The 22,395-nt window shown below is 62.1% G+C and carries 20 protein-coding genes; 2 read left to right on the top strand and 18 right to left on the bottom strand.

All coding sequences use genetic code 11. The features are described 5' to 3' along the window. Positions 1 to 146: 146 nt before the first annotated feature. The 7 genes from ACXX9E_RS18060 to lexA form a co-directional block, all read right to left on the bottom strand. Complete coding sequence (locus ACXX9E_RS18060; RefSeq protein WP_186745834.1) at positions 147 to 806, bottom strand: DUF799 domain-containing protein; 660 nt, start codon at positions 804 to 806, stop codon at positions 147 to 149. Continuing rightward, complete coding sequence (locus ACXX9E_RS18055) at positions 803 to 1,171, bottom strand: DUF4810 domain-containing protein (RefSeq protein ID WP_123468164.1); 369 nt, start codon at positions 1,169 to 1,171, stop codon at positions 803 to 805. Before ACXX9E_RS18055 ends, ACXX9E_RS18060 begins: the two co-directional genes overlap by 4 nt. 28 nt (positions 1,172 to 1,199) lie before the next feature. Then, on the bottom strand, positions 1,200 to 1,886 hold the full coding sequence (locus tag ACXX9E_RS18050; protein ID WP_177490383.1) for a CsgG/HfaB family protein: 687 nt from the start codon (positions 1,884 to 1,886) through the stop codon (positions 1,200 to 1,202). A gap of 139 nt (positions 1,887 to 2,025) precedes the next feature. Beyond that, positions 2,026 to 5,124: an error-prone DNA polymerase gene (locus tag ACXX9E_RS18045; protein WP_458555842.1), complete on the bottom strand. Its 3,099-nt coding sequence runs from the start codon at positions 5,122 to 5,124 to the stop codon at positions 2,026 to 2,028. Further along, positions 5,100 to 6,515, bottom strand: a complete 1,416-nt coding sequence (locus tag ACXX9E_RS18040; RefSeq protein WP_222833055.1) for a Y-family DNA polymerase — start codon at positions 6,513 to 6,515, stop codon at positions 5,100 to 5,102. Before ACXX9E_RS18040 ends, ACXX9E_RS18045 begins: the two co-directional genes overlap by 25 nt. Positions 6,516 to 6,522: 7 nt before the next feature. Beyond that, positions 6,523 to 7,140: a translesion DNA synthesis-associated protein ImuA gene (gene imuA, locus ACXX9E_RS18035; RefSeq protein ID WP_123468156.1), complete on the bottom strand. Its 618-nt coding sequence runs from the start codon at positions 7,138 to 7,140 to the stop codon at positions 6,523 to 6,525. Further along, entirely contained in the window at positions 7,140 to 7,757 is a 618-nt protein-coding gene (gene lexA / locus ACXX9E_RS18030) for a transcriptional repressor LexA (RefSeq protein ID WP_123468154.1), read from the bottom strand. The genes imuA and lexA overlap by 1 nt, the downstream gene beginning before the upstream one ends. Positions 7,758 to 8,003: 246 nt before the next feature. On the opposite strand from lexA, the gene ACXX9E_RS18025 reads away from it, so the two are divergent. Next, positions 8,004 to 9,662, top strand: coding sequence for a phosphoethanolamine transferase (locus tag ACXX9E_RS18025; protein ID WP_458555841.1), 1,659 nt, complete (start codon positions 8,004 to 8,006; stop codon positions 9,660 to 9,662). Between the two features lie 61 nt (positions 9,663 to 9,723). Here ACXX9E_RS18025 and ACXX9E_RS18020 read toward each other — a convergent pair whose 3' ends face one another. The 11 genes from ACXX9E_RS18020 to ACXX9E_RS17970 form a co-directional block, all read right to left on the bottom strand. After that, a complete protein-coding gene (locus ACXX9E_RS18020) occupies positions 9,724 to 10,002 on the bottom strand; it encodes a DUF971 domain-containing protein (protein WP_123468149.1) in 279 nt (92 codons plus the stop codon). After that, positions 9,999 to 10,961, bottom strand: coding sequence for a HEAT repeat domain-containing protein (locus tag ACXX9E_RS18015; RefSeq protein WP_429541017.1), 963 nt, complete (start codon positions 10,959 to 10,961; stop codon positions 9,999 to 10,001). The genes ACXX9E_RS18020 and ACXX9E_RS18015 overlap by 4 nt, the downstream gene beginning before the upstream one ends. Continuing rightward, positions 10,958 to 11,806 carry an ABC transporter ATP-binding protein gene (locus ACXX9E_RS18010; RefSeq protein ID WP_458555840.1) on the bottom strand — a complete coding sequence of 283 codons (849 nt, stop codon included), beginning with the start codon at positions 11,804 to 11,806 and terminating at the stop codon, positions 10,958 to 10,960. Before ACXX9E_RS18010 ends, ACXX9E_RS18015 begins: the two co-directional genes overlap by 4 nt. Further along, entirely contained in the window at positions 11,806 to 12,588 is a 783-nt protein-coding gene (locus ACXX9E_RS18005; RefSeq protein WP_458555839.1) for an ABC transporter permease, read from the bottom strand. Before ACXX9E_RS18005 ends, ACXX9E_RS18010 begins: the two co-directional genes overlap by 1 nt. A 310-nt stretch (positions 12,589 to 12,898) precedes the next feature. Beyond that, positions 12,899 to 14,302 carry an ABC transporter substrate-binding protein gene (locus ACXX9E_RS18000; RefSeq protein ID WP_429541018.1) on the bottom strand — a complete coding sequence of 468 codons (1,404 nt, stop codon included), beginning with the start codon at positions 14,300 to 14,302 and terminating at the stop codon, positions 12,899 to 12,901. Positions 14,303 to 14,540: 238 nt separating this feature from the next. Next, the gene (locus ACXX9E_RS17995) at positions 14,541 to 14,786 is read right to left on the bottom strand and encodes a 4Fe-4S dicluster domain-containing protein (protein WP_003225615.1); all 246 of its coding nucleotides are present in this window, start codon (positions 14,784 to 14,786) and stop codon (positions 14,541 to 14,543) included. A gap of 25 nt (positions 14,787 to 14,811) precedes the next feature. Continuing rightward, positions 14,812 to 16,542: a fumarate reductase/succinate dehydrogenase flavoprotein subunit gene (locus ACXX9E_RS17990; RefSeq protein WP_458555838.1), complete on the bottom strand. Its 1,731-nt coding sequence runs from the start codon at positions 16,540 to 16,542 to the stop codon at positions 14,812 to 14,814. Further along, on the bottom strand, positions 16,539 to 17,291 hold the full coding sequence (locus tag ACXX9E_RS17985) for a GntR family transcriptional regulator (protein WP_123468132.1): 753 nt from the start codon (positions 17,289 to 17,291) through the stop codon (positions 16,539 to 16,541). The genes ACXX9E_RS17990 and ACXX9E_RS17985 overlap by 4 nt, the downstream gene beginning before the upstream one ends. Positions 17,292 to 17,501: 210 nt before the next feature. Beyond that, positions 17,502 to 18,470 (bottom strand): Gfo/Idh/MocA family protein, encoded by a 969-nt coding sequence (locus tag ACXX9E_RS17980; RefSeq protein WP_458555837.1) that lies wholly within the window; start codon positions 18,468 to 18,470, stop codon positions 17,502 to 17,504. Between the two features lie 25 nt (positions 18,471 to 18,495). Beyond that, positions 18,496 to 19,383 carry a Dyp-type peroxidase gene (locus ACXX9E_RS17975; protein ID WP_458555836.1) on the bottom strand — a complete coding sequence of 296 codons (888 nt, stop codon included), beginning with the start codon at positions 19,381 to 19,383 and terminating at the stop codon, positions 18,496 to 18,498. Between the two features lie 508 nt (positions 19,384 to 19,891). Further along, positions 19,892 to 20,989 carry an AraC family transcriptional regulator gene (locus ACXX9E_RS17970; protein WP_222833059.1) on the bottom strand — a complete coding sequence of 366 codons (1,098 nt, stop codon included), beginning with the start codon at positions 20,987 to 20,989 and terminating at the stop codon, positions 19,892 to 19,894. Positions 20,990 to 21,200: 211 nt separating this feature from the next. On the opposite strand from ACXX9E_RS17970, the gene ACXX9E_RS17965 reads away from it, so the two are divergent. Further along, entirely contained in the window at positions 21,201 to 22,148 is a 948-nt protein-coding gene (locus ACXX9E_RS17965; RefSeq protein WP_458555835.1) for a SphA family protein, read from the top strand. Positions 22,149 to 22,395: the final 247 nt, after the last annotated feature.

The raw sequence follows: 22,395 nt of genomic DNA, 5'->3' as shown, positions 1-22,395 counted from the left end.
TCGGGACTGCCGCACGATGAACGACAGAGGAGCACATTCCCCTTGCAGGAGCGGGCTTGCTCGCGAAAGCGCTGTGTCAGTCAGGCCAAATGCCTCTGACAGACCGCCTTCGCGAGCAAGCCCGCGCCCACAAAAGTTTCAGGTCGTCAGTCAGTGCCGTACTTCGGCGAACGCGGCCCATACAGCAGACCTGCCGGGTGGCCGGCCGACAACAGACGATTACTCGCCACACCGGCAATCGGGTAACCGGCATCGGTGGAGCTGTTGATCACCTGCTTCACTGCGGCCGTGATCAGCATGCCGATCAAACCACCGGCGTTGCCGTTGTTACCCTCTTCACTCGACGCCCGGGCCGTGCCGGTCCACAGCGTGGTACCGGACTTCAGGTCGACCAGTTTCGCCGTCGCGGTCACGGCGGTTTCACTGCTGATCACCCGGTAACGCGTGCCGTATTCGGTCACGTTGATGTACAGCGCCGCGTCCGCACCGAAGATTTCCTTCAGCTTGTTCGGCGGTGCCTGATGGATGTCATCCGGCGTGGTCAGGCCGTTCTGGCGGAAGGTTTCGTCCACCAGCGTGATCGGCAGCACGTAGTAACCGGCCTCGGCCAGCGGAAACGTCACTTGCGACAACAGGCTGTACGACGCTTTCACGTCGGGCGAGGTGTTCAGCGGCGGCAGCACCAGAATGGTCTTGGGACGTGCCTGTTTATACGCCGAATAGTCGACGGTTTTCGGCGCGACACAGCCACCGAGTACGGTCAGGGCCAGGCCGGCGGCCAGCAGCTTCAGAGCACGCTTGATCATTGGGCGTCTCCGGTCTTGGCGTTTTTAAGCAGAAAATCCATGTAGGTGCCCGACTCCGGGAACAAGGCTTTCTCGGTGCGCAACTGCTGCACCATCTGATCGTCCTTGCCCATGCTCAGGTACAACAGGCCCAGATGCGCGTGGTAACCCGGCGGTACGGCTTTGCCACTGGCGCGGATCTTTTGCAGATCGGCTTCCAGCGCTTCGGCCTGCGCTTCTTTTGGTGTTTCGCTTTTGAAGTATTCGTAAACCTGCGGCTGGTAGCCTTCCCACTGGTACAGGGTTTGCGGACTGCTGCAACCGGCCAGCAAGGCGCTGGCGGCCAGCGTCAGGACCAGACGCGGTCGAGACAGAAAAACATTCATTGTTGATGCTCCTTGCAATGGGTTGCGATCAGTTGGCCGGTTTCCAGGCACCAGCGTTCATGCCATCGACCAGACGATTGATCGCCTCGCGCATGGCCAGATCAAGGACTTTGCCGTTGAGGGTGGAGTCGTACGCAGCGGTGCCGCCGAAACCGATGATTTCACGGTTGGACAAGGCGTATTCGCCGGCGCCCTGAGTCGAATACACCACTTCGGAAGTGCTGATGTTGACGATGTTCAGGTTGACCTTGGCGTAAGCGACCTGGGTCTTGCCACGGCCGAGAATGCCGAACAACTGGTGATCACCCGTCTCTTTACGACCGAACTCGGTGACATCACCGGTGACCACGTAATCGGCACCCTTCAGACGCTGGGCCTGGCCCTTGATCGCCGCTTCCTGCTGGATCTCGCCCATGTTGTCGCGATCCAGCACGCTGAAGCGGTTGGTCTGCTGCAAGTGCGTGATCAGGATGGTCTTGGCCTGGCCGCCGAGACGGTCGACGCCATCGGAGAAGATGCCGCGCATGTAGCTCGAGCGGTTGTCGAACTTGCCCACGGCCATCGGTACGCGGACGCCGGTCCAGACCTGAGTGGCGCTTTCGACCTTGGCCACCGGCAGTGCACGGGAGCTTTCGGTAGCACAACCGGCAAGGGTGCCGGCCAGGGTGCCCAGCACGGCAATCGCAACGCCTGAGACCAACATCCGGGAGATCATTCTCACTGAGTATTCCTTCTTGAAAAACGGTGTGTCCCGGCACGGCAACGCGCTGGGCAGCGGAAAAGGGGCGGCATTATGACAAAGTGCCATCATTGAAGACAGGTTTTTTTGACGCCAATGAATTGGCCGCCCGGGATCAGTGGAAATCGCGGCTCTGCACGCGGATGCCGTTGAGTAGCGGGCTGAGGTCGCTCAGGCGGCCGGCGATCAGGTGGCGCACTTCGCCTTCGCGCTCCCAGCGGCCATCGACCCTGAGCAATTGCGAGCCCACCAGCACCTGGCGCTGGCGCTCGGCGAGGTCGCGCCAGACCACCACGTTGACGTTGCCGAACTCGTCTTCCAGGGTGACGAAGGTCACGCCGCTGGCGGTACCCGGTCGTTGACGACCGGTGACCAGGCCCGCAACGCTGACCGGGCGACCATGCTCGATGTCCAGCAACTCCCGTGAACTGCGGCAGCGCCGGGCCTTGAGTTCGCCACGTAACAGCGCCAGTGGATGCGGGCCCAGCGTGGTGCCGACCGTGGCGTAATCGGCATGAAGGTCCTCGCCCACACTCGGCTTGGGCAACACCACATCGGACTCCTCCTGACTCGGCAAACCGGCAAACAAGCCGAGCTGTTTCTGCACTCCGGCCACTTCCCAGCGGGCGCGATGACGATGCCCCGCCAATCCGCGCAATGCCCCCGAATCGGCCAGCAACGCCTGCGCCCGGCTGTCGAGCGCGGCACGCTCGCCCAGGTCGGCGACATCGGCAAACGCCCCGCGCGTGCGCGCCACCTCGATGCGCCGGGCATCGTCCTCGCGAAAGCCCTTGATCATGCGCAGGCCCATGCGGATCGCCGGCTGGGCTGCCGTGGTCGATTCCAGGCTGCAATCCCAGTCACTGGCGCGCACGTCCACCGGGCGGATCTGCAACTGATGGCGACGCGCATCCTGAAGGATCTGGTCCGGGCTATAGAAACCCATCGGCCAACTGTTGATCAGGGCACAGGCGAACGCCGCCGGTTCATGGCACTTGAGCCAGCAACTGGCGTAGGTCAGCAGGGCGAAACTGGCGGCGTGGGATTCGGGAAAGCCGTAGCTGCCAAAACCCTTGATCTGCTCGAAAATCTGCGCGGCGAATTCCGGCGTGTAACCGTTTTTCTGCATGCCGGCGGCGAGACGTTCCTTGTGCGGTTCCAGTCCGCCGTGGCGCTTCCACGCCGCCATCGAGCGGCGCAACTGGTCGGCCTCGCCGGGGCTGTAATCGGCGGCCACGATGGCGATCTGCATGACCTGTTCCTGAAACAGTGGCACGCCGAGGGTGCGCTCCAGCACCACTTTGAGCTCCGGTGATGGATAGGTTTCCGCTTCTTCCTTGTTCCGCCGACGCAGGTACGGATGGACCATCCCGCCCTGAATCGGTCCCGGACGGACGATCGCCACCTCAATCACCAGATCGTAGAACCTGGCCGGTTTCAGCCGCGGCAGCATCGACATCTGCGCCCGGGACTCGATCTGGAACACGCCGATGGTGTCGGCACGGCTGATCATGTCGTAGGTCGGTTTGTCTTCGGCCGGGATCGTCGCCAGGCTCAGGTCCAGGTGGCGATGACGACGCAGCAGGTCGAAACAGCGACGGATTGCACTGAGCATGCCAAGGGCGAGGATATCGACCTTGAGCAACCCGACGGCATCGAGGTCGTCCTTGTCCCACTGAATGATCGTGCGCTCGGCCATTGCCGCATTCTCCACCGGCACCAGCGTGTCCAGCGGCTGCTCGGAAATCACGAAGCCGCCGGGGTGCTGCGACAGGTGCCGGGGGAAGCCGATCAGTTGCCCGGTCAGGCTCAGCACCCGACGCAGCACCGGGCTGTCCGGATCAAAGCCACCTTCGAGCAAACGCGCCACTGGCGGCGTTTCATCGCTCCAGTGACCGCAGCAATCAGCCAGCGCGTTGATCTGATCCGGCGGCAGGCCGAGGGCCTTGGCCACATCGCGCACCGCTCCCGCCGCGTGATAGGTACTGACCACCGCCGTCAACGCCGCACGACGGCGGCCATACCGACGGAACACGTATTGCAGCACTTCTTCACGGCGCTCGTGCTCGAAATCGACGTCGATGTCCGGCGGCTCGTTGCGCTCCTTCGACATGAAGCGTTCGAACAGCAGCGTGGTACGGTCCGGGTCGATTTCGGTGATGCCCAAGGCAAAACACACCGCCGAGTTGGCTGCCGAACCCCGGCCCTGACAGAGGATCTTTTGCTTGCGGGCGAAACGCACCACGTCGTGCACGGTGAGGAAGTAGCTTTCGTAGCCGAGTTCGGCGATCAGTTTCAGCTCGTCATTGATCTGCTTCAGCACTTTGGCTTGCGGCCCTTGCGGCCAGCGCCAGGCGATGCCTTCTTCGGTCAGTTGCCGAAGCCAGGAACTGGCGCTGTGCCCCTCCGGCACCAGCTCTTTCGGGTACTGATAGCGCAATTCGCCCAGATCGAACGTGCAGCGCCGGGCCAGTTGCACTGAGGCGTCCAGCAATGCCTGCGGATACAGCTCACGCAGCACATCGAGGCTGCGCAGATGGCGCTCGCCGTTGGGATGCAGGCGCAACCCGGCCTCGGCCACGGGGACGTGATGGCGAATCGCGGTCATGGTGTCCTGCAAGGCCCGCCGGCCACGGGCGTGCATGTGCACATCGCCGCTGGCCACGGCGGCAATCTGCAGTTGATCGGCCAGACTCAGCAGTGCCGCCAGCCGACGCGGGTCGTCCTGCCCGCGATGCAACTGCACCGCCAGAAACAGACGCTCGCCAAAGGTCTGTTTCAACCAGCGCCCCTCGTCCAGGTCATCCACGGTGTCCGGCACCCACACCGTGAGCAACCCCGGCAACGGCTCGCTGAAATCCTCGCGCAGCACCTGGTACTGGCCCTTCTGCGTACGCCGCCGCGCCTGGGTGATCAAGCCGCACAGGGCCTGATACCCCGCAAGGCTCTCCACCAGCAGCACCAGTTTCGGGCCGTTGTCGATGCGGATTTCGCTGCCGATGATCAGCGGCAGTTCGACCGACTTCGCTGCCTGCCAGGCGCGGACGATGCCGGCCAGGGTGCACTCGTCGGTGATCGCCAGCGCCTGATAACCGTGTTTTTTTGCCCGCTGAAACAGCTCAAGCGCACTGGAGGCACCGCGCTGGAAACTGAAGTTCGACAGGCAGTGCAACTCGGCATAGCCGTGGCTCATGCAAACCAGCCCTGCAGCCACAACGGACCGCCCTCACCCACCGCCCGGTAGGCCCAGCCCTGCTGACCGGCGCGGTTCTGGATCAAGTAGTAATCGCGGCGCACGTCGTCGCCGTCCCACCAGCCGGATTCGATGCGCTCCGGCCCCATGAGAATCCGCGCCGAACCTTCGGGCACGCTTTGCGGCTCGCCGAGCAACCAGCCCGGACGATGAACCTTCGGCAAGCCGGTGCAACGTTGTTTGTCGACAGCGTTCTGCCAGGCACATTCGGGCCGGTGATCGGCCTGAAAGCGCAGCCCCTGCACCGCGTCATCGCCCAGCCGTGCGCGCAGGCGTTCGCGCAATTGCTCCCAGGGCAAGGTCTGCTGCGGGCGATCGTCGAACAGCTCCTGAAACTGCGGCACGAAACTCGGCAGATCCTCGGCGCGCAAGCGGAAACCGCGTACCGGCGCCTCGACCTGCACGTGTTCCAGCCGGCCTCGGGCCAGCTCGAAGAGCATCGCCGGATCGCGCTCGGCACTGAGCAGACCGACCTTGATCACGGTGTCCGGCAGCCCGGCGTGTTCCAGGTGCAGGTCGAAGCGCTGCACGCCGCTGTCACGTCCGCAGAGGAACGCCGAGAGGTCGCCGGTCAGACGACGCAACGGGAACAGCAGCGCCTGATGGGACTGCACGTCGAAATTCAGCTCGATGCGCACATCGAAACGATCCGGCGGCAGGTAGAACGCCAGCGCCAGCGGACGCGCGCCGAACAGGGTGTCGAGGTGTTTGAGCATCGACGCTTCGAAGCGCCGGGCCAGGGCCTGACGTGGCAGGCTCTGCACCTGACTGAGCGTGCGCAAGCCCATGCGCGACAACGCCGTGGCCACGCCCGGCTCCAGGCCCACGCGGTCAATGGGTAACTGCCCGAGGTGATGCTGCAAGGCCTCGCCGTCCGGCACCACCAATCCGTCGTAGGCATTGGCCAGCACCCGCGCCGCCACCGGGTTGGGCGCGGCCACGATGCGGTGGCGAAAACCCAAGTCGCTCAGTTCCTTGCGCAGCCGCGCCTCGAATTGCGTCCAGGTGCCAAACAAGCCCAGGCTCGATTCGATCTCGAACACCACCGTGCGCGGGTAATGCACGCTGACCTGCGCGCTGAAGCGGTAGGCCCACGCGGCGAGAAACTGCTGCCAGTGCTCGACCTCGGCGACATCGTAATCCGCCGAGGCAAAACCCTTGCTCAGGGCTTGGGCGGCGGTCATCGACTGGCCAGGACGCAAACCGAGTTTACGTGCCGCCGGATTGACCGCCTGCAGCACCCGGCGCTGGGCCGGGCCGCTGAGCAACACCAACGGTTCATCGGGCTCGGGACGCTGACGCAGCACCGCGTCGAGGGCCAATTGTGGAAACAGAATACAGACCCAGCGCATGGCGACCTCAATGCCCCACGGCAAAGGCAATCGGCGCCGAACGCGCCAGCCCGCCGCGGCATTTGAGCACGCGCAACTGGGCCGGTCTGGCGTCGATGGCAATGCGCAACGCCGCCGGCGACGGGTTGACCGCTTCGCTCAACGGGCGCCAGGCAAAGGCCAGGGTCTGGCCGGTTTCCGCCGCCACCTGCAAACGCCGCAACGCGCGGTCATCGGCCTTGTGCGGCCAGCACAGCACCGCACCGCAACTGCCTGAACGCAGGCATTGTTCCGCCGCCCACAAGGCATCGCGCTCGCTGGCCTGGATCACCGACAACTGGCGCAGATCCACCCCCGCGCTTTCCCACGCCTGCGGGTACGGCACGAACGGCGGTGCCACCAGCACGATGCGCTCGCCCGCCGCCGAAAGCCGCGCCAGTGTTGGCCAGACCAGTTGCAACTCGCCAACCCCCGGGCCGGCCAGGAGGATTTCGCTCAGCGCCGCTTCCGGCCAGCCGCCGCTGGGCAAGGCCGCGTCCAGCGCGGCATGCCCGGTGGGTTGCGGGCTGGCAGCCGGGGGCGCAGGCCGGCCCTTCCAGACCTGGCCGCCATTGAACAGCGTATCCAGCGCAACGACGGCGCCCATCAGCCTTGCCTCACCAGACCGCAGAACACCCCTTCGATGGCCAGGTCCTGATCGTCGCGCACGACAATCGGCTGATACGCCGGGTTGCGCGGCAGCAACCGCACCACCGCGCCGACCCGTTCGAAGCGTTTGATCGTGACTTCACCGTCGAGCCGCGCCACCACAATCTGGCCGTTGAGCGCCTCGGGATTGCGCCGCACGCCAACCAGATCACCATCGAGGATGCCGTCCTCGATCATCGAGTCGCCCTGCACCCGCAGCATGTAGTCGGGAGTGCGGGAGAACAGCGCCGGGTCGAGCAGCAAACGGCTGTGGACCTCGGCATCGGCACCGATCGGCGCACCGGCAGCGACCCGGCCGAGCACGGGAATCTCGAGCAGTTCCGGGCGCGCCGGTTGCCCGAGCAGGCGAATGCCCCGGGCCTGATGCGGATTGACCTCGATAAACCCGGCGTCGGTGAGCGCCAGCACATGCTTGCGCGCCACGCTGCGCGAGGCAAAACCAAAAGCCTCGCTGATTTCAGCGAGGCTTGGGGACTGACCGTGTTCGGCGATGCGTTCGCGGATAAAGGTCAGGATGGCGGTACGGCGAGGCGTCAGTGTCTTCATGGAGTACATTTGTACTCCTGTAGGATTTTACTGACAAGCACCGCCAGTCGGCCTGCGGCAGTTCCTGTGTGTCGTGGAGAGCAACCCGCCCGTGCCCGGTCAGCAAATCCCTCTGAAAAAAACCTGCTCCCAGCCTTTGATTGGGGTGAACCCACTCGGTAGTTGTTACAGGATGTTTACAATTTTTTTACTAATGTTCTTCTACAGTTACACGCGCAACCGCGTGGCGGTCTTTTTTGTAGAGGAATGTTTGACATGGCTTTGGGCAACGGACTGCGTTTACCGTCCATCACTCCTACCCGACTGGTGCTGTTGTTTTCCCTGGCGCTGGTGGCGCTGTATAACCTGGCGACCTGGAAGGCGCTGGGCACGCTGATTACCCTGCAAGGCGCGCACAAACTGGCGTTTTTCGCCTCCTTTGGGCTGTTTTTGTGGGCGGCCATCACCCTGCTGCTGACCCTGGTGTCGTTTCGCTGGACGCTGAAACCGGCGCTGACCGTGGTCGCCCTGCTCTCGGCCTGCGCGGCGTATTTCATGAACGAATACGGGATCACCATCGACACGGTGATGATCCAGAACGTGTTCGAAACCAACCCCGACGAAGCCACCGCGCTGTTCAACGGCAAGCTGCTGACTTACGTGCTGTTGCTCGGCGTGCTGCCGGCCGTGCTGATCTGGCGCTGGCCGGTGAGCTATCGGCCGTTTTTTCGCGGCCTGCTCAACAAGGTGCTGGTGATCATCGCCTGCGTGCTGGTGATCGCGGCTTCCGTAGGCACGTTTTATTCGACCTACGCACCGATCTTTCGCCAGGAAGACAAGCTCACCCACTTCATCAACCCGACCAACTACATCTACGCCATCAGCAAATACACCCAACAACGCCTGGGCATCAAAAAGCACTTCGTGGTGCAGGCAATCGGCGAAGACGCGGTGATGGGCGCCAAGGTTGCGGCCCGCGAGAAGAAATCACTGATGGTGTTTGTGGTCGGGGAAACGGCGCGTGCCGACCATTTCTCGCTCAACGGTTATGCGCGAGAGACCAACCCCGAACTGAGCAAACTGGACATCCTCAACTTCACCCAGGTGCATTCCTGCGGCACCTCGACGGCAGTGTCGGTGCCGTGCATGTTCTCGAAGTTCCCCCGTGAGGATTACAGCGACAAGAAAGGCAAAACCTACGAAGGCCTGCTCGATATCCTGCAGCGGGCCGGCGTGCAGGTGCTGTGGCTGGACAACAACAGCGACTGCAAGGGCACCTGCCTGCGCGTCCCCCATCGCGATATTTCGAAGCATCAGCCGGGACCGTTCTGCGATGGCAATAATTGCCTCGACGAAGCGCTGCTGGCGGATCTGCAAAGCTACATCGACAGCCTCAAGGGCCACGCGATCATCGTTCTGCATGCCGACGGCAGCCACGGCCCCGAGTACTACGAGCGCTATCCGAAGGAAATGGAACGCTTCAAACCGATCTGCCACACCAACCAGCTAGGCAGTTGCAGCCGCGATGAACTGGTGAACGTGTACGACAACACCATCCTCTACACCGACCATTTCCTCGCCCAGGTCATCGAGTTGCTCAAGCGCAATCAGGACACGCTGGAGACCTCGATGCTGTACGTTTCCGACCACGGTGAATCGCTGGGTGAAAACGGCCTGTACCTGCACGCCGCGCCATATGCACTGGCGCCCGAAGCGCAGACCCATGTGCCGATGGTGATGTGGTTTGGCAAGGGTACGCTCGCCAGCGAAGGAATTGATCGCGGCTGCCTGCAAGGCAAGACCGGGCAGGCGGATCTGAGCCATGACAACCTGTTCCATTCGGTGCTGGGGTTGTTTGACGTGAAGACCTCGCTGTATCAGCCAGGGCTGGATGTTTTCCATGGCTGCCGGCCGGCGATGACGGCTGCGCAGTAACCCGAACACCGAAGTCTCTGTGGCAGCTGGCTTGCCAGCTCCCACAGGCAACGCAGTGTTCTCAAGGGGTGAGCTGTGCCAGGTAGTCCCACGGATAGATTCCGCGCTGGTGCCCATCGCTGAACACCAGTTGCACGCCGTAGCCCTGCGGGTTGATCTCGATCAGGCGAACCCGGTCATCGACCCGCGGGGTCATCCCTTTCAGGCGAAACGCACGGCACTGCGAGCACGGGCACTGGCGGCGCAGTTCGGCATGGCTGAGCACCGATTCACGCCCGTCCGGCCAACTCAGGCGCAAGGTCTGCGCGCTTTGCGAATTGCCCACCGACAGCGGCTTCATTGCAACTGACTCAAGGCAATCCGCACCGCTTTGCGCACTTCCGGGTCACCGTCATCCTGCGCTGCCTGCAACGCCGCCACGGCCCCGCGATCATTCAACTCACCGAGGGCCAGCGCGGCTTCCTTGCGCAGGTTGCTGATGCGGTGGCCGAGGGTCTCGATCAAGGTGTCCAGAGCCGGTGCAAAACGCAGGCGACCGAGGCTGCGGGTGGCGCGCAGGCGTACTTGCCAGTAGTCATCGTTCAAGGCTTCGATCAACGCCGGACCGGCATCGCTGTGGCCGACCTTGCCCAGGGTGGTGGCCGCCTCTTCTCGCACTTGCCAGGCGTGGTCCTGCAAGGCCTGGCGCAAGGCCGGCAGCACCTCGGCGCCAGAGGCCAGACCGAGGGCACCAGTGGCGGCGCGGCGCACTTCGGTGTCCGGGTCGGCGCTGGCCAGGCGTGCCAGCGCCGGCAGCGCGTCGAGTTGCTTGAGCCAGCCGAGCACGCCGACCGCTTCGCGGCGCACATTGGCGTCGGCGTCGTCGAGTGCCACAACCGCAGCAGGCGCGGCGGCGGCGAAACGCAATTCGCGCAGGGCGCGGAACGCGGCAATCCGTACACTGACTTGCGCATGACCGGTCCACGGCAGAATCACCCGCCCCGCCGCTTCGCTCTTGAGCAGGCTCAGGCTTTGCGCTGCCGCTGTTTGTACGGCCGGCGACGGATCGGTCAGGGCCTGACACAACGCCGCCACCACAGGCTCATCTTCCCAGGCTTCCAGCAGTCGCGCGGCTTCAGCGCGGACTTCTTCAGCCGGATCATCGGTCAGCCTTTCGACCAACCACAGCAAGCCGTCCGGCTCTTCCAGATCAGCCAGATCAATCAGCGCAATGCGCCGCACACCGGCATCGTCAGCGGTCAGGCGCGGTTGCAGGGCGAGAATGTCCGGGTTATCGGTCACAGCAAAAAATGAGGTCATAGGGCAAATCGCGGCAAGGGGTTTTCGGGAGGCAGGCCGAGCGGATTAAGGCGCGGCAGCGGGCGGTCGTTGTCGTGGCGCAACAGATCAAGGCAGTGGCGCTTGAGGCGTGAAAACTCGGCGCTGGTCACCAGCTCAGTGGTACGCGGTCGCGGGAAGTCCAGACGCAGGTCTTCGATGATTCGTCCCGGTCGCGCACTCATCACCAGCAAACGGTCGGCGAGGAACAGTGCCTCGTCGATGTCGTGAGTGACGAACACCACGGTGGTGCGGATGCGCGTCCAGATGTCCAGCAACAGTTCCTGCATATTCAGGCGGGTCAAGGCATCCAATGCACCGAAGGGTTCGTCCATCAGCAACAGACGCGGGCGATTGACCAGCACCCGGGCGATTTCCACCCGTTGCTGCATGCCGCCGGAGAGCTGATCGGGCCAACGTTCGGCAAACCCGTCGAGGCCCACCAGTTTGAGAATGTCGTCAGCGGCGCGGTGGCGTTCAGCCTTGCCGATGCCGCGCATCTTCAGGCCGAAGGCAACGTTGTCGCGCACCGTGCGCCACGGAAACAGCGTGTGATGCTGGAACACCATGCCGCGTTGCGGCGACGGCCCGGACACCTCGCTGCCATCGACTTTGAGACTGCCGGCATGTGCACTCAAGTGCCCGGCGAGTGCGCCGAGCAAGGTCGACTTGCCACAACCGGACGGGCCAAGAATGCACACGAACTGGCCGGGCTCGATCTGGCAATCCAGCCCTTGCACGGCTTCGAACGCGTGTTGGCCTTCGCCAAGAACGATCGACAACTGACGAATATCGATCCGCCCTTCCGGGGTTTGCATTGCGCTCATCAGGCTTTTCCTCGTGGTCGGTGCCAGGGCGTGAACAGCCCGCCGAGGCGTTTGATCAGCAGGCTGCTGCCCATGCCCAGCACGCCGATCAGCAGCATGCCGACGACGATGTCGGCGTAGTTCTGAATGGTGTAGGACTCCCAGGTGTAGTAACCGATGCCGAACTGGCCGGAGATCATTTCCGCCGTTACCAGACAAAACCACGAGGTGCCCATGCCGATCGCCAGGCCGGTGATGATGCTCGGCGCGGCCCCCGGCAGAACCACTTCGCGCAAGATCGCCCGGCGCCCTGCCCCGAGGCTTTTCGCCGAGGCGATCAACCGTGGATCGACGCCTTCGACACCGTGCACGGTGTTGAGCAGGATCGGGAACAGTGCGCCGGTGAAGGTGATGAACACCATCGACAGTTCCGACGACGGAAACATCAGGATCGCCAGCGGAATCCACGCCACCGCCGGGATCGGCCGCAGCACTTCCAGCGGTGGCAGCAACAGGTCCTCAGCCCATTTCGAGCAGCCGATGGCCAGGCCCAGCGCGATGCCGATGAGCAATGCCGCGAGGTAGCCGGCGAACACGCGGCTCAGGCTGGCAGTCAGGTGCTGGAGCAACTTGCCGGAGTCGCCCAGGCCCAGCGCCGCGTCGATCACCGCCAGCGGGGTTGGCACGTTGGCGAAAGTGACCAGGCCAAGGTTCCAGTGGTGGCTGGCGGCGAGTTGCCAGAACAGCAGGCAGAGCAGCAGGGAGGCGGCTCTTGATATCCAGCATAGAGTCGATGATTTCATGGCGCGGGTTTCCAGTTCCGGGTCTGCTTGATGGCTGAGATTTAGCCCCCCTCACCCCAGCCCTCTCCCCCAAGGGGGCGAGGGGGAAAGGGAGCCGACTTCATGCTTTTTCAAACCTGGGTTCGGCTCAATAGGGAGTCGATGTTTGCGCTTTTCAAAACCTGGGGTCGGCTCGATAACGAACCCATCCTCAGGCTTTTCAAACCTGAGTTCGGCTCGGTATTTCAGGTCGGTGTACCTTGCCCAAACACCTCGGTCAGTCCCCTCTCCCTCTGGGAGAGGGCTAGGGTGAGGGGCTTTTGATCTTCAACTAACGGGCAGCGACTGCTTGGGTGGTGGCGTCAGTGAAATCGAGTACCTTGCCACCCTGCGCTGTCGCATATTGCTGCGCCTGGCCCTTGAGCAGAAACGCACTCAACCGCCCTTTGGCATCACTGGCAAACCACGCCTGATCGGCCAACAGCTTGATCCCGCTGTCACTGGCCTGGGCATACACCGCCCGGATGTTTTTGCCTTCCTGTTTCAAAGCGGCCAACGCGGTGAAGGCTGACTCGGCGGAGGCGTACTGGCGCACCTTGTCTTCACCGCGCACCCAGATTTCGGCGACGTGACTGAAGTCGGAGATGGCTTTGCCGGTCGTGGCGTCCACGGCTTTCAACGGGGTCTGCGCGTAGTTGGCAAGTTGCGCGGCGTAGTCCAGATTCGCCGCCTTGAACGCGGCACGGATGTATTGATCGTCGATAAAGGTATTCAGATCGAGGCCGCGATCAGCCTTCTTCAGTAGCTTGAGGGTGTCGATGGCCGTACCCACCGCCTGACGGTATTCCGGTTTCCAGCTCAGATCGCGGGTCTGCACACCCAGAGGGCCGTGGAACAGGTAATTGACCTCGGCATCGACGCCCGTGACCTTGGCAATCAGTTCGCTGTACTTCTCCGGCTCGGCGGCAAGCAACCGATTGGCCTCGATACTCGCGCGCAGGTAAGCGATGACGATCTCCGGGTACTTTTTCGCGTAGGCCTGATCCACCAGCGCACCGTGGAAGGTCGGCGCATTGGCCTGGGCACCGTCGTAGATCTTGCGGGCAAAACCACGGCTGGGGAACAGTTCGGCGAACGGCACGAAATCGGCGTGAGCGTCGATCTTGCCGGCCTGCAACGCGGAGCCCGCGACTTCCGGTGGCTGGGCGATGATGTTCACGTCCTTGAGCGGGTCCCAGCCCTGCTCCGCCACCGCGCGCAGCAACATGCCGTGGGCCGTCGAGGCGAATGGCACCGAAATGGTCTTGCCCTTGAGTTCACTCAGCGACTGCACCCCGGACGCGCTCGGCACGACGATGCCGTTGCCGCTGCCCTTGATGCTGCCCGACAACACGCTGATGAACAGGCTGTGCTTACCGGCGGTTTCGAAAGCCACGCCGTTGAACGCCCCGGGGAAATCGGCCATGGCGCCAAAGTCGAGCTTGCCGGCGACCATCTCGTTGGTCAGCGGCGCACCGCTGGTGAAGTTCTTCCACTGCACGTCATATTTCGCGTCTTTGTAGGCGCCGTCGTGGGGCAGGTATTTGTCGAGCAGGCCGAGCTCACGAATCAACAGTCCGCCGGCGGCGCAGTTGATGGTGGTGTCCTGGGTGCCGATGGCGATGCGGATGGTTTCGGCCGAGGCCGCCAAGCTGAACGAAGCCAGTACCAGACCGGCGATTGCTGCACGCAACATGGTTGTTTCCCCTCGAATCATTGATTGGCTGTTCGTCTCCGCCGCGATCAGGGCGCGGTGGGAAACGAGGGGGTTTCGGTGATTCCAGCGTCCGGGTGTTCCGGGTAGCTTTTATGTAGTCCAGGCGGGCCTCATCGCTGGCAAGCCAGCTCCCACAGGTTTCTCGGGCGTTTGCAAAACTGATGTCCCACTGCAAATCCCTGTGGGAGCTGGCTTGCCAGCGATGAGGCCCTATCAGTCAACGCAATAAATAGGGAATGTCGACTTTCACCGCACCGGTCGGGCAGTCCTTTTCACAGGGCATGCAGTACCAGCATTCATCGAACGCCATGTAGGCCTTTTGCGTGGCCGGGTTGATCGCCAGCAGGTCCATCGGGCAGACGTCGACGCACACCGTGCAGCCCTTTTCGGCGATGCATTTGTCCTCGTCCACAGTGACCGGGGCGTTGGAGCGGAAGAAGATTTCCTGGGCTTGATAGGCCATGGTTCGGACTCTCTCTAGTGGTGTATCAAGCGGCAAAAGCGCCCACCCGCAAGCGGTCATAGGCCTGCATTTCTTCGGCATCGAGCGGGATGATGTACGGCTCGACGGGTTTCTTGAAACTGGTCATGCGGCCGTCGTCACCCTTCTTCAGATGGCAGTGGCAGAACCATTCACTGTCGTTGCGTTGTGGGTGATCGACCCGGTAGTGGTAGAGCCCCCAACGGCTTTCGGCGCGAAACAACGAGGCGCGCGCAGCCATTTCGGCGCAGTCGCGGATCACGCTGGTTTCCATCGCACGCATCAGTTCGTGGGCGTTGTTGGCCTTCATCTGCTCGAGGTCGCGTTCGATGTCGCTGAAGCGTTGCAGGCCGATCTGCATCTTCTTCGTCACTTTCGGCGGTTGCAGGTAGTCGTTGACGAAGCGCCGAAGCTTGTACTCGACCTGGGCCGGCGGCAGGCCATGCTCGCGGTCCAGCGGCGCGTAGACTCGCGCCTGCTCTTTTTCGATCTGCTGCAGGTCCAGTGCAGAGAACTCACGTCCGGCGACAAAATCCGCCGCGTTGTGCCCGGCAAACCAGCCATAGGTGAACGCGCCGAGCATGTAGTTGTGCGGCACCGCTGCCATGTCACCCGCGGAGTACAAGCCTTTCACCGACGTCTCGGCCCGCTCGTTGACCCACACCCCGGACGCCGAATGGCCGCTGCAAAAACCGATCTCGGAGATGTGCATCTCGACCATTTGCGTGCGGTAGTCAGTGCCGCGATTGGCGTGGAACTGGCCACGGCTCGGGCGCTCGTTGCTGTGCAGGATCTCCTCGATGTTCTGGATGGTTTCCTCGGCCAGGTGATCGAGCTTGAGGAACACCGGGCCGTTGCCGCTTTCCAGTTCCTGGTGAAACTCCCACATCATCTGCCCGCTCCAGTAGTCGCACTCGATGAAGCGTTCGCCCTTGTTGTTGGCGGTGTAGCCGCCCAGCGGGCCGGTGACGTAGGCGCAGGCCGGACCGTTGTAGTCCTTGATCAACGGGTTGATCTGGAAGCATTCGAGATTGGCCAGCTCGGCCCCGGCGTGATACGCCATCGCGTAGCCGTCGCCGGCATTGGTCGGGTTTTCATAGGTGCCCATCAGGTAACCCGAGGACGGCAGCCCCAGGCGGCCGGCGGCACCGCAGGCAAGGATCACAGCCTTGGCCTTGATCACATGGAAGTCGGCGGTGCGGCAATCAAAGCCCATCACCCCGTTGACCGCGCCCTGCGCGTCGGTCAGCAAACGCGTGCAGACCAGCCGATTGGTGATGCTCACCCGCACGCGTTTCAACTGGCGATACAAGACCTTTTTGATGTCATGCCCTTCCGGCATCGGCAACACATAGGCGCCCATGTGGTGGACTTTTTTCACCGCGTAATCGCCGGTTTCGTCCTTCTCGAACTTCACACCCCAGCGGTCGAGCTGTTCGATGGTTTCAAAACTGTGGGTGGCGTAGGCGTAAACGGCGGCCTGATTGACGATGCCGTCGTTGGCGATGGTGATTTCCTTGGTGTACTGCTCCGGCGTCGAGTGGCCGGGAATGATTGCGTTGTTCAGGCCGTCCATGCCCATGCTGATCGCGCCGCTGCGTTTGACGTTGGCCTTGTCGACCAGCAGCACGCGCAAATCACGGTTCTTTTCTTTGGCCTTGATCGCGGCCATCGGGCCGGCCGTGCCGCCGCCGATGACAACGATGTCGTATTCCTGCTCGAGAACGTTGCGGGTCATGCCTGCTCCCCTTTTTGCCGGTCGATCCGCAGGCGGTACTGGAACGCATCGCCACGGTAGTAAAGGTGTTCGAAGTCCAGCGGCTGGCCGTTGGCGTCGTGGGTCAAGCGTTCAATGCGCATGATCGGCGAGCCGGCCTCGACGTTCAGCGCCTGGGTCAGGTCGCTGTCAGCCAGCACCGCGTCGATGGCCAGATCGGCATGGCCGAGGGCGATGCCGCAGTCGTTCTCCAGAATCAGGAAGATGTCACGCGTCACCAGATCCGCCTTCTCCAGGCGTTCGCCAAGGGCTTTGGGCAAGTAGGTGATTTCCAGGGAAATCGGCTCGCGGTTGATCAGACGCACGCGTTTGATCTGCGCCACGGTTTCGCCTTCGGCGACTTGCAGGCGCTCGGCCACACGCTTGTCGGCGGGGATGAATTTAAAGCTGCGCAGACGGTTGATCACCTCATAGCCGCGCCCGGTCATGGACTCGGCCAAGCCTTGCAGGCTGCTGACGTTCTGGAAGGTTTTCGGCTTGGCGACGAAGGTGCCCTTGCCGTGAATCTTGAAGATCAGTCCTTCTTTCTGCAGATCGCCCAAGGCCTGGCGCACGGTGATGCGGCTGACTTTGAACAGCGTGCCGAGTTCGCTTTCGGAAGGCATCTGGCTGTCTTGCGGGTATTCGCCGTCGAGAATCCGCGCACGGAGGACGTCGCGCAGTTGGGTGTGCAGCGGGACACTGCTGAGGGACAGAACGTTATCGGTCATCACGGGATCACTTGTTATAACGAGTTATGACGTGATCTTAGAGACGTTATGACAAGCTTGAGAAATACCGAATGGGCATAACCTTAGATGCTTCACACGATCGCTTTTTGCAGGAGTGAGCCTGTTCGCGATAGCGGCATATCAGATACGAGCCCGGTGTCTGACACTCCCCTATCGCGAGCAGGCTCACTCTTACAGGAGAATTGCGTACTACTGGCGTTTGAGAATCTGGTCCATGACCCAATCGGTCTTGAGCGCTTGTTCGGCGACTGCCGGATGGAGCGAATCCCCGCGAATATGCGCATTCATTCCCAGCACGTGATGCCACTGGATGTGCTCGTGGTGGGGAATTTCCAGACTGATGGCTTCATCGGCCTGCAGCTGCACCGGATGCTCATCAAACACGGAAAACGCGATCCGTCCCTGACTGCCGATGATCTCGACCCGATCCTCGCGCCGATCCGCAACGAAGCTCCAGCAGCCCATGCCGAGTGCCCCGCAGGCGAACCGCCAACTGGCGCTGACGGCATCTTCGGCGGGATACAAACCGGCCTGTCGTGCGGTGAAACCGGCGACTTCGACGATATCGCCGAGCAGGTACTGGAACAGGTCAAAACCATGGCTGGCCAGGTCGGCAAAGTAACCGCCACCGGCCACACTCGGGTCGGTGCGCCAGTTGGCGCGGCCGTCCAGATCGGCCGGCGACGGCGCCTTGGTCAGCGTCCAGCTCAAATGCCGCACCTCGCCGATGCGCCCCTGTTCCAGCCATTGCCGCACCTGCTGGAAACGCGGCAACGAACGGCGGTAATAGGACACGAACAGGTACAGCCCCGCATCGGCAAAGACCTGCTGCATCTCGCGGCTTTGCGCGGCGTTGAGCGCCATCGGTTTTTCCACGCAGCAATGCTTGCCGGCGGCGGCGACTTTGAGGCTGTAGGCGTAGTGGCTGTCGGGGGGCGTGGCGATGTACACCGCGTCCACCTCGGGATCGTTGATCAGCGCGTCAACTTCGGTGTAGACCCGGGCGATGGCATGACGCGCGGCGTAATCGGCCACCGCCTCAAGGCGTCGGCCCATCACCGCCACCAGTGCCGAACCGGGCGCCTTGTAGAAGGCCGGCCCGCTCTTGCGCTCGGCAACGCTGCCACAGCCGATCATGCCCCAGCGCACCTGGTTCATCGCCCCACTCCGTTTGGTTGAAACCTTAGCCGATGCGCAAGGCGCGCAGATCGAGGTGACCGTCCTTGAGCGGTGGGCACCAGTAGTAGCCGCCAGTGATCGGCCGACTGATGCGGTACAGACCGTCGGTAATGCCGTCTTCCAGCCCGCTCATGCGCCGCAGTTGGGCTTCGAAAGCGTCCAGCGAGAAACCGAACGCGAGGAACATCAGCCCGGCGCGATCGCCTTCGATCCACGGCATCGAACGGCGCACCATAAACGCCTCCGGCGCAAAGCTTTCCTGCGCAGTGCGTTTGACGTGGGCGGAGACCGGCGCGTCGTCGATCTCTTCGTTGTCGCTGAGGCGACGGCCCATGATGTTGTCCTTGTCTTCGGCGGACAACTGATGGAAACCCTTGAGGTCGTGCTGCCACTGCTGGATCGCGGCGAAGCTGCCGCCGACCAGGCCTTCGGCGCCCTCGCCCAGCAACGCGGCAGCGATGGCGGCTTCGTCATGCGGGTTTTCGGTGCCATCTTCGTAACCGGTCAGGTCGTGGCCGTCCTTGTGGCGGAAGGCTTCCTGCCTCTCGACCAGGCGCAGGGCCGGGGCCAGTGCGGCTTCGAGGGCATTGCTGCGGTTGAGCAGTTCGCCACGGTCGACACCGTGCAGCCAGACCCACAGCGCGTGCTGGGTCGACGGATTGTCGACGCCGACGCCGCTCATGGCCGGGAAGCTGCGCAGGCCGTCGATCTGCACATTCAGGGCCTGGGCCAGGGATTCACCGAAACCGACCACCGCCGACTTGCCGTCCACCAAATGCATCAGGTTGTCGATCGCCTGCGGCAGGGCTGCTGCCGATTCAAGGGCAAAAAACAGATGACGTGCTTGTGACGGAACTGGGGTGGCGAGAATGCCCGGCTGGTAGTAACTCATGTGAACTCCTTGGGAAAGTGCGCGGGAGTTTACCTGTAGCCGGAGGCTTTGTGTGGGTTTGGAGAATGCTAAAAGCCCCTCACCCTAGCCCTCTCCCGGAGGGAGAGGGAACTGAATGGGGGATGCTGTAGAGATACGTCGACTTGAAAGTGCTGTACCGAATCCTTAATCGACAAAAATCTTTCAGGTCGATGGATGACGCAAAACACCTCGATCAGCCCGCTCTCCCTCTGGGAGAGGGAACTGAATGGGGATGCTGTGGAGATACGCCGACTTGAAAGTGCTGTACCGAATCCATAATCGACAAAAATCTTTCAGGTCGATGTATGACGCAAAACACCTCGATCAGCCCGCTCTCCCTCTGGGAGAGGGAACTGAATGGGGGATGCTGTGGAGATACGCCGACTTGAAAGTGCTGTACCGAATCCTTAATCGACAAAAATCTTTCAGGTCGATGTATGACGTCGATCGGCCCTCACGCTCTCAAGTCCGTAATCGACACAATCTTTCAGGTCGATGGATGACGCAAAACACCTCGGTCGGCCCCCTCTCCCTCTGGGAGAGGGCTGGGGTGAGGGTTTGCGTCATGCCGCCAGGCGCTCGGGCTCATCCCCGTCCAGCGCTTGAAGGCCCGGCGAAAACTGCGCACATCGCTATAGCCCACTTCTTCGGTGATGCGTTCGATCGGCATGTCCGGATTGGCCAGCAGGCTCAGGGTCCGCGCCTGCCGCACTTGTTCCAGCAGCGCTTCAAAGGTCAACGCATGCTCGGTCAGACGCCGGCGCAGGGTACGGCTGCTCATGTTCAAATCACCGGCAATCTTTTCAATGTGACTGCCACGGCTCAAGTCCCGGGCGATCGCCCGCTCCACCGCCTGAATCAGATCCAGCTTCTGATGCACCTGCGCCGCTTCCAGCTCAAGCAGCGCGACGGCCTGGCGCAACGCCAGCGAGTGATGATTGGGCAAGTGCACATCGAGCCATTGCGCGTCGATCAGCATCCGGTTGTGCAGGCAACCGAAGCGCACCTGCGGCCCCAGCAACCGATGGTATTCGCTCAGGTAATCCGGCGCGGCATGCACGAACTCCACGGCAATCGCCTTGAACTCAGCCCCCACCAGTGCGCGGCCATACACCAGCAAACTGGCGAAAAACTCTTCGACTGCAAACACCTGCACGTCGGCGAATGGCAAGCGGCATTCGGCGTCCAGATGCACCTGCTCACCGACCACATCGACACTGGACACCACAATCCCGCCCGAGGTGTGCTGATGACGAATGCCCAGCGCAAAGGCATCGCGCAAAGTCTTGCACAGCGACAGCACATGCCCGAGCAAGCCCAGCGTTCCCAGCACATTCTGCGCGCCGACCCACAGACCGAGGCCCTGATTGGGCAGCACTTTGAGCCCGCGCTGAATCATCGCCACGGCCTGGCGATAGGAAATCCGCTGCGCCGGATCCTGCAGATCCTCGAGCGTCAAGCCCAGGCCACGGCACAGGTTTTCCGGGTCGAGGCCCTTGTTGTGCACGACTTCGGCGAGGGTTTGCAGGAGAAACGGCGACACCAACGCCAGTTCAAAGGTCGGGTCTTGGACTTTTACGTTCATGGAGGCTGACATTCCGGATCACGCTTGATTGTTATTTTTGTAACCGGTCATGTCGAAGGAAGTTAGCACAGGGTCAACGGACTGTCCGCAGATGCCCCCCTAGTTGTCCGCCAATACCCTGCCCGAATGTACGCCAAACGCTTATTTCTAACGTACCGGCGCCCCGTGCGACCGGTGCCAGGTCCCAATCACAATAATAATGAGGACAGTTATGAGCCCGAACCGTGCACCCTCCTGCTTGCCGCTCGCCTTTTTCATGGCGGGTTGCACCCTGACGTTGCCCGCCCTTGCCACCGAAGCCGGGGTCGACAATATCGGCACTGGCACCGACGGTTTCTTCATGCTGCCGCTGGAGGTCGACAGCCTTCCTGAGAACATGGTCGCGTTCAACCTCTACTACAACCATTACAAATCGACCAAGCTCAACATCAGCTCGCTGGGCGGCAAGGTGCCGAGGGTTGAAATCGAATCCACTGCGGTGATTCCGCGCCTCGACTACCTGAGCCCGGTACGAATATTCGGCGGACGCCTGGCCGGCTACATCGCCCAGCCGTGGCTGAAGCAAGAGGTCGCGGTGTTCGGTTTGAGCGACACCCGCGAAGGCATGGGCGATACCACCTTCGCGCCGATCATTCTGTGGGACATGGGCAAAAACCTGACCCTTGGCGCCGCCGTGGAAGTCACCATACCCACCGGCGAATACAGCGTCGATCGACTGGCCAATACCAGCAACAATTTCTACACCTACAAGCCGCTGTTCTCGTTCACCTGGCTGCCGACCGACAACACCGAAATCTCGATGAAGACCACCTACAGCTTCAACGAGAAGAACAAGGACACCGACTACAAGTCCGGGCAGATCTTCCACTTCGACTATTCGGCCAGCTACAAGATCACCGACGACCTGATGCTCGGGGTCAACGGCTATTTCCTCAAGCAGACCACCGATGACAAACAGTACGGCCACACCGTGCAGTTCGCCGGGCAGGACGTGGATGACGGCGTACGTGGCAAAGTGTTCGCCATCGGCCCGGCGCTGCACTTCACCTTTCTCAAGTACGCCAGCGCGGAGATTCGCTGGGCCAAGGAATTTGATGTGGAGAACCGGCCGGAGGGGGAAATGTTGTGGGCGAAGGTGAGTATTCCCTATGCGTTCTGAGTGCATTTGTAGGAAAGAACACCCGGTTTTGTAGCCTGAAAACCTGAAAAACGGAGGGGAGGAATACGCCTACAGCGGCGGTCGAGATTACCGGATAACAGGGGGAAACGTCTGGCAGATTTAAAGGGTGCGCTTGCAGATACTGGGCTCCGTTATCCCATGGTTCCTCAAGGCTGATGGGATGCATCGTCAGCCAGTGACGACAATGGGCTATTCCCCCCTTAGACTGCTTGAAATTGATCACGGA

The organism is Pseudomonas sp. GNP014, from assembly GCF_054344005.1.
Note: the sequence above shows the minus strand (reverse complement) of the source record. Positions and strands in the feature narration are given on the sequence as shown.

Bases quoted from the DNA above. Each gene is read 5' to 3' on its own strand.
- ACXX9E_RS18050 (WP_177490383.1), bottom strand. From the start codon at position 1,886: ATGATCTCCCGGATGTTGGTCTCAGGCGTTGCGATTGCCGTGCTGGGC.
- ACXX9E_RS17975 (WP_458555836.1), bottom strand. From the start codon at position 19,383: ATGAGTTACTACCAGCCGGGCATTCTCGCCACCCCAGTTCCGTCACAA.
- ACXX9E_RS17965 (WP_458555835.1), top strand. From the start codon at position 21,201: ATGAGCCCGAACCGTGCACCCTCCTGCTTGCCGCTCGCCTTTTTCATG.
- ACXX9E_RS18020 (WP_123468149.1), bottom strand. From the start codon at position 10,002: ATGAAGCCGCTGTCGGTGGGCAATTCGCAAAGCGCGCAGACCTTGCGC.
- ACXX9E_RS18040 (WP_222833055.1), bottom strand. From the start codon at position 6,515: ATGCGCTGGGTCTGTATTCTGTTTCCACAATTGGCCCTCGACGCGGTG.
- ACXX9E_RS17995 (WP_003225615.1), bottom strand. From the start codon at position 14,786: ATGGCCTATCAAGCCCAGGAAATCTTCTTCCGCTCCAACGCCCCGGTC.
- ACXX9E_RS17970 (WP_222833059.1), bottom strand. From the start codon at position 20,989: ATGAACGTAAAAGTCCAAGACCCGACCTTTGAACTGGCGTTGGTGTCG.
- ACXX9E_RS18015 (WP_429541017.1), bottom strand. From the start codon at position 10,961: ATGACCTCATTTTTTGCTGTGACCGATAACCCGGACATTCTCGCCCTG.
- ACXX9E_RS18055 (WP_123468164.1), bottom strand. From the start codon at position 1,171: ATGAATGTTTTTCTGTCTCGACCGCGTCTGGTCCTGACGCTGGCCGCC.
- ACXX9E_RS17990 (WP_458555838.1), bottom strand. From the start codon at position 16,542: ATGACCCGCAACGTTCTCGAGCAGGAATACGACATCGTTGTCATCGGC.
- ACXX9E_RS17985 (WP_123468132.1), bottom strand. From the start codon at position 17,291: ATGACCGATAACGTTCTGTCCCTCAGCAGTGTCCCGCTGCACACCCAA.
- ACXX9E_RS18010 (WP_458555840.1), bottom strand. From the start codon at position 11,806: ATGAGCGCAATGCAAACCCCGGAAGGGCGGATCGATATTCGTCAGTTG.
- imuA (WP_123468156.1), bottom strand. From the start codon at position 7,140: ATGGGCGCCGTCGTTGCGCTGGATACGCTGTTCAATGGCGGCCAGGTC.
- ACXX9E_RS18060 (WP_186745834.1), bottom strand. From the start codon at position 806: ATGATCAAGCGTGCTCTGAAGCTGCTGGCCGCCGGCCTGGCCCTGACC.
- lexA (WP_123468154.1), bottom strand. From the start codon at position 7,757: ATGTACTCCATGAAGACACTGACGCCTCGCCGTACCGCCATCCTGACC.
- ACXX9E_RS18005 (WP_458555839.1), bottom strand. From the start codon at position 12,588: ATGAAATCATCGACTCTATGCTGGATATCAAGAGCCGCCTCCCTGCTG.
- ACXX9E_RS17980 (WP_458555837.1), bottom strand. From the start codon at position 18,470: ATGAACCAGGTGCGCTGGGGCATGATCGGCTGTGGCAGCGTTGCCGAG.
- ACXX9E_RS18025 (WP_458555841.1), top strand. From the start codon at position 8,004: ATGGCTTTGGGCAACGGACTGCGTTTACCGTCCATCACTCCTACCCGA.
- ACXX9E_RS18000 (WP_429541018.1), bottom strand. From the start codon at position 14,302: ATGTTGCGTGCAGCAATCGCCGGTCTGGTACTGGCTTCGTTCAGCTTG.